Raw genomic sequence first — 5653 nt, forward strand, 5'->3', positions numbered from 1 at the left:
GGGAAGCCCCCAACTACCATCGGCGCTAAAGAGCTTAACTTCCGTGTTCGGTATGGGAACGGGTGTGACCTCTTTGCCATCATCACTAGACTATTAACGGCTTTCGATATACTCGTATTTCTTCGTCAGCTTCTGTCGTTCAGTCAGTCACGTACTTAAGTACGCTCCCTTTCCTCTCTCAATCGCTTCCTCGAACTAATCGTATCTTGAAACCCTTATGTATTTCGTTTTGAAGTTTATTACCTGTCCTTCAAGACAAGAATTATTGTATAACGTTTTCTCACATTGTGCAATACTTTTTTATAAAAAAAAGAAATTATTACTTTTTAGAGATATTTTTGTTATGTAAGAGAAATTATCACTCTGCTATTTATTATAGCAATTGTTTAATTAAAAGAAAACAATTAATTTACCAGATGAGTATTAGTTAACTATTTAAATTCATTTTATAAATAAAAGACGCTAATTTTCGCTACAAGCTACTACTTCCCCCAAAATCTATGCTCTACGACAGGAGTACTTGAGTAGCCCTTCGCTCCAATCAGTCACCAAAATAGGTATACATAAGCAAAAATATCAACCAAAAATTGTTTTTATAGACTACTTAACATGTCTGTAATTTATCATTTTAAAATTATTCAATTATAGTTTTTCAGTGTTTATCTTATCCTTAAACCTTTCATTTACTTGCCTAGTAGGCATTTACTATATTTCACATGTGAAATATTAAATAGTTGAAAGCGCCCTTCGTAATACATTAATTTCCTCAAATGTCGTTGCTGAACCAAAGGATATTCTAAAAAACTGACGAGCCGCTTCCATAGAATAGCCCATTGATAAAATCGCTTTTGTACCAGATTCACTATGAATATCACAGGCACTTCCTGTAGAAATACATATCCCCGCTTCATTTAATTTTAATAAAACGTATTGCCCTTCAACTTTTTTCATCAACACACCACAAATATTAGGCAATTGCTCTTTACACTCAATGATCTGACACGTTTCTGGTAAATTTCCCTTAAAGTGTTGACGTAATGCTTCATAATGCTGACGCTCATATTGATACTCTTCAATCGCCGTTGCAAAAGAAACTATAGCTGGAGTATCTAGTGTTCCTCCCCTTAACCCACGCTCATGTGTGACACCTGGTGCTAATGCAGGAACACGTAGCTCAGGATTCATATATATAGCTCCACACCCTTTTGGCCCACCTATTTTATGAGCTGAAACAGTAATAGCATCTACTTGCTGTTTTAACGGGACTTTACAAAAAGATTGTACACAATCGACATGTAAGAGCACATTTGATTGTTTAGCAATTTCGGCAATTTCTTCTATAGGTTGAATAGAGCCTATCTCTGAATTTACATGTTGAATAGTGATTAAAGCCGTATCTTCTTGAATTACTTCTCGTAATTGCTCTATATGAATACAACCATCTTGCTGTAAGGGTAACTTTGTGACTATAAAACCCATTTTTTCAAGTGTATTTAAAGCCGCATGTACCGATGTGTGTTCAGCTTGTGATGAAATAATGTGCTTCCCTTTATTTGAAGCTAAAGCTAATGACAAGATCGAAATTAAATTGCCCTCCGTTCCGCTTCCGGTAAAAATTACACCATCACTGTTTACTCCAAGAGATCTTGCTACAATAGCTCTTGCTTGTTCAACAAAATAATGTGCTTGCCCTCCTAGATCATGTAAGCTTGCACTATTTCCATAATACTGCTTTGCTACCTCACAATATGCTTTAAGAGCTTTTGGAGTCATTGGAGCAGTTGCAGCGTAATCCATATAAATCATCTTATTCTTCCTTTCTAATTCATCAAGTCTTGTTTTCTTTTTTATTTTATGCAAAGATAGGTGTCAAGACAACTGTAAAGAAGGTATATGTATGGATGTAAAGACAGATGTACTTATTATTGGTAGCGGCATTGCTGCACTTCAAACTGCTCGGCTTCTCGAAGAACATTTTCAAGTACAGCTAGTTACAAAGTGTTCAGTTAAAATGAGTAGTTCTTATCGTGCTCAAGGCGGTATTGCTGCCGTTACAAGTCAAGAAGATCATCCAAAGCTTCACATTGCTGATACGTTGACTGCTGGTGAATATCATCATGAAAGAAAGAATGTTGAAGTATTAATAGAAAACGGCACAGAAATTATGCGTAATTTATTAAATGAGGGCTTCCCAGTTGATCGACAAGTCGATGGGTCCCCCGCTTTAGGCTTAGAGGGAGCACATAGTCATCACCGTATTTTACATGCAGGTGGCGATCGTACTGGTCAAGTAATGATAGATTTTTTGCTCAATCAACTCACATCTAATACCGTTGTGAATTGCTTTGAGATGGCTTACGAGCTTTTATTAAATACAAATGGAGATTGTGTTGGCGTTCTAACAAAAGGAGCAAAGGGAACGAAGCGCTACCTTGCCCACCACGTCATTCTCGCGACAGGAGGTGCAGGAGCTCTTTATTCTTGTACGTCTAACTTTGATACGAATACTGGTGATGGTATCGCGTTAGCCTATCGTGCGGGAGCTGCCATCAGTGATATGGAATTTATGCAATTCCATCCAAGCTTACTTTGGTGTGGGGGCCAGGCCAAAGGATTAGTCTCTGAAGCTGTTCGTGGCGCCGGAGGGATATTTGTCGATGCGTATCGTCATCCCATAATGAAAGGCATACACAAACAGCTGGACTTAGCACCACGCCATGTTACAGCACATGCATTATTTAATAAACGTGCTGCTGGGCAGGAAACATTTATTGATATTTCAAGGATTGAACATTTTGAAGATAGATTCCCTACGATTGCTCAACTTTGCTTTGACAATAATGTTAATTTACAGGGTGGCTTAATTCCTGTAGCACCAGGTAGCCATTTCTTAATGGGCGGTGTTGTTGCTGATGACATGGGAAGGACATCTATTCCTAATCTCTATGCAATTGGAGAAGTTGCTTGTACAGGGGTGCATGGCGCCAATCGTTTAGCTAGTAACTCTCTATTAGAAGGAATTACGTTTGGACAAAGAACAGCCCAGTACATTATTCAAACAGGTTGCAGACAAAATAATTTCTTGATTGATGGCAAACATCGCCAACAAACAATGCCATCGTTATTTACAAAAGATCAATTACGACAAATGATGATGCACACATTGGGCATTGTGCGAAATCCTATCGATATGCAACAATTCGTACAACAATTGCCCTCAATGCAAACACTTCTTCCTGTTAATTTAGATGGCCTGAATCAACAGGATCTTGAACTTTACATGATGCATATTGTCGCTACATTAATGGCACACGCAGCCATTACACGAAAAGAAACTCGCGGAGCACATATTCGCGTTGATAAACCACACAATGATAACCAGTGGGCAAATCGTTGGATTATTTTTCAACAAGGACAGATGAAAGTGAGGAATTCATTATATGAATATCATCAAACTCGAGGAATTGCTAAAGCAATTTTTTAATGAGGATATAGGCGATGGAGATTTATCGAGTGAATTAATATTTTCCCCTGAACAACAGGGATCTTTTTCTTTTTATGCGAAAGAAGACGGCATTTTTTGTGGAGCTCTCATCATTGAGCATGGATTTCTTATACTTGATCGATCGATGGATATTACCCTTTATAAAAAAGATGGTGAAAAAGTAAATGCTGGTGATGTTCTTGCTGTTATTCAAGGATCTCTTCAAAAGTTATTAATGGGTGAGCGTGTAATTTTGAATCTTATCCAGCGTATGTCTGCTATTGCCACAACTACAAATTTAGCGGTGCGAGAAACTGCAGGTACTAATGCGAAAATATGCGATACGCGCAAAACAATGCCTGGAATGCGGATGTTAGATAAATACGCTGTTAGAATCGGTGGCGCCTATAACCATCGCAATGGTTTATTCGATGCGATCATGCTAAAGGATAATCATATTGCTTTTGCAGGTAGTATTACTAATGCAGTACAGGCTGCCCGTGAGAAAATCGGTCACACCATTAAGATCGAAGTCGAAATCGAAACAAAAGCACAATTAGATGAAGCAATTGCAGCTGGCGCAGATATCATTATGTTCGATAATCGTAGCCCTAAAGAAATACGTGAATGGCTTCCTGCTGTTCCTCCACATATCGCTACAGAAGCTTCGGGCGGCATTACACTTCATAACTTAAATAACTATGCGATAACAGGTATTCAATGGATTTCACTCGGAGCGCTAACACATTCAGTAAAAGCCTTTGATATTAGTGCACTTGTACAACCGAAAGGAGCTAATTTCAGTGTCCATCACTAATCTATTACAACAAACTTCACTACTACCAGAGCATTATCGTACATTATCTAAAAATGACATGGAATCTCGCATTCTAGCTATAAAAAAGGAATTAGGTAGTAAGCTCTTTATTCCTGGGCATCACTATCAAAAAGACGAAGTGATTCAATTTGCTGATGCAACAGGAGATTCCTTGCAACTTGCTCAATTATCAGCAGCTAACAAGGAAGCTGAACATATAGTATTTTGTGGAGTACACTTTATGGCGGAAACAGCTGATATGCTTACAACTAAACAGCAGCATGTATACTTACCTGATATGCGTGCCGGCTGTTCAATGGCGGATATGGCAGACATTTATCAAACAGAACAAGCATGGCCGGTTTTACAGGAACTTTTTGGCGATACCATCATCCCTCTAACATATGTCAATTCTACTGCTGCCATTAAAGCATTTACGGGTCGACATGGTGGAGCTTGCGTAACATCGTCCAATGCAAAAGAAATGGTTCAATGGGCATTTACGCAAAAACAACGTATTTTCTTTTTACCAGATCAACATTTAGGTAGAAATACTGCATACGATTTAGGAATACCGCTTGAAAATATGGCTGTTTGGAATCCTCATACAAATAGGCTTGAAACTGATCAGCCCCCAGAAAACATTCAAGTCATCTTATGGAAGGGACACTGCTCTGTACACGAAGGCTTTACGGTCCAGCATACGGAGCTTATACGTAAAGTTCATCCAAATATGCGTATCATTGTTCATCCTGAATGTAGTCGTGGAGTTGTTGCTGCTGCAGATGATGCAGGTTCTACAAAATACATTATTGATACGATTAATAAAGCACCGAGTGATTCAGCATGGGCAATCGGTACTGAAATGAATCTCGTAAATCGTCTGATCAAGCAGCACCCTGATAAGCAAATTATCTCTTTAAATGAGAATTTCTGTCCTTGCCTTACAATGAATCGTATTGACCTTCCCCATCTACTTTGGTCTTTAGAAAGCATACAAAAGGGGCAACCACATAATCGTATTCAAGTAGATGCTCACACTGCTGAAGAAGCACGTAGCTCACTTGAAAGAATGCTATTAAGAGCGTAAAGAGCAAAACGTCTACCAGAAATGAGTAGACGTTTTCTTATTGTTGCTTAAGTTTTCTACGAAAATATATAGTATACATTTCTACTAATCATGTAAGACAATTAGTAGAATCTTAAAAGCTATCCTTATACAAAAAAAATGCAGTAGATGTAAATTACATCTACTGCATTTCAGTATGACCCGTACGGGATTCGAACCCGTGTTACCGCCGTGAAAGGGCGGTGTCTTAACCACTTGACCAACGGGCCAATGGCGGAGAAGG

Annotated in this window: 4 protein-coding genes, 1 tRNA gene and 1 rRNA gene; 3 read left to right on the forward strand and 3 right to left on the reverse strand. The window is 38.6% G+C overall.

All coding sequences use genetic code 11. The annotated features are described in order from the left end of the window. Together rrf and ACQKMI_RS25360 are read right to left on the reverse strand one after the other, a co-directional pair. Positions 1-90, reverse strand: a 5S ribosomal RNA gene (rrf, locus tag ACQKMI_RS25355); the annotation flags it as partial. A 636-nt stretch (positions 91-726) separates the two neighbouring features. Further along, positions 727-1797: a cysteine desulfurase family protein gene (locus ACQKMI_RS25360; protein WP_427493384.1), complete on the reverse strand. Its 1071-nt coding sequence runs from the start codon at positions 1795-1797 to the stop codon at positions 727-729. A gap of 100 nt (positions 1798-1897) precedes the next feature. On the opposite strand from ACQKMI_RS25360, the gene nadB reads away from it, so the two are divergent. The 3 genes from nadB to nadA are packed head-to-tail and all read left to right on the forward strand — an operon-like array spanning position 1898 to position 5391. Then, positions 1898-3484, forward strand: a complete 1587-nt coding sequence (gene nadB, locus ACQKMI_RS25365) for an L-aspartate oxidase (protein WP_427493378.1) — start codon at positions 1898-1900, stop codon at positions 3482-3484. After that, positions 3441-4301 carry a carboxylating nicotinate-nucleotide diphosphorylase gene (gene nadC, locus ACQKMI_RS25370; protein ID WP_427493380.1) on the forward strand — a complete coding sequence of 287 codons (861 nt, stop codon included), beginning with the start codon at positions 3441-3443 and terminating at the stop codon, positions 4299-4301. The genes nadB and nadC overlap by 44 nt, the downstream gene beginning before the upstream one ends. Next, positions 4288-5391, forward strand: a complete 1104-nt coding sequence (gene nadA, locus ACQKMI_RS25375; protein WP_427493382.1) for a quinolinate synthase NadA — start codon at positions 4288-4290, stop codon at positions 5389-5391. The genes nadC and nadA overlap by 14 nt, the downstream gene beginning before the upstream one ends. Positions 5392-5567: 176 nt before the next feature. Here the strand turns inward: nadA and ACQKMI_RS25380 are convergent. Beyond that, a tRNA-Glu gene (locus ACQKMI_RS25380) sits at positions 5568-5639 on the reverse strand. Between the last annotated feature and the right edge of the window lie 14 nt (positions 5640-5653).

This window comes from Lysinibacillus sp. NPDC097214, assembly GCF_050277945.1.
Classification (GTDB): Bacteria; Bacillota; Bacilli; order Bacillales_A; family Planococcaceae; genus Lysinibacillus; species Lysinibacillus xylanilyticus_B.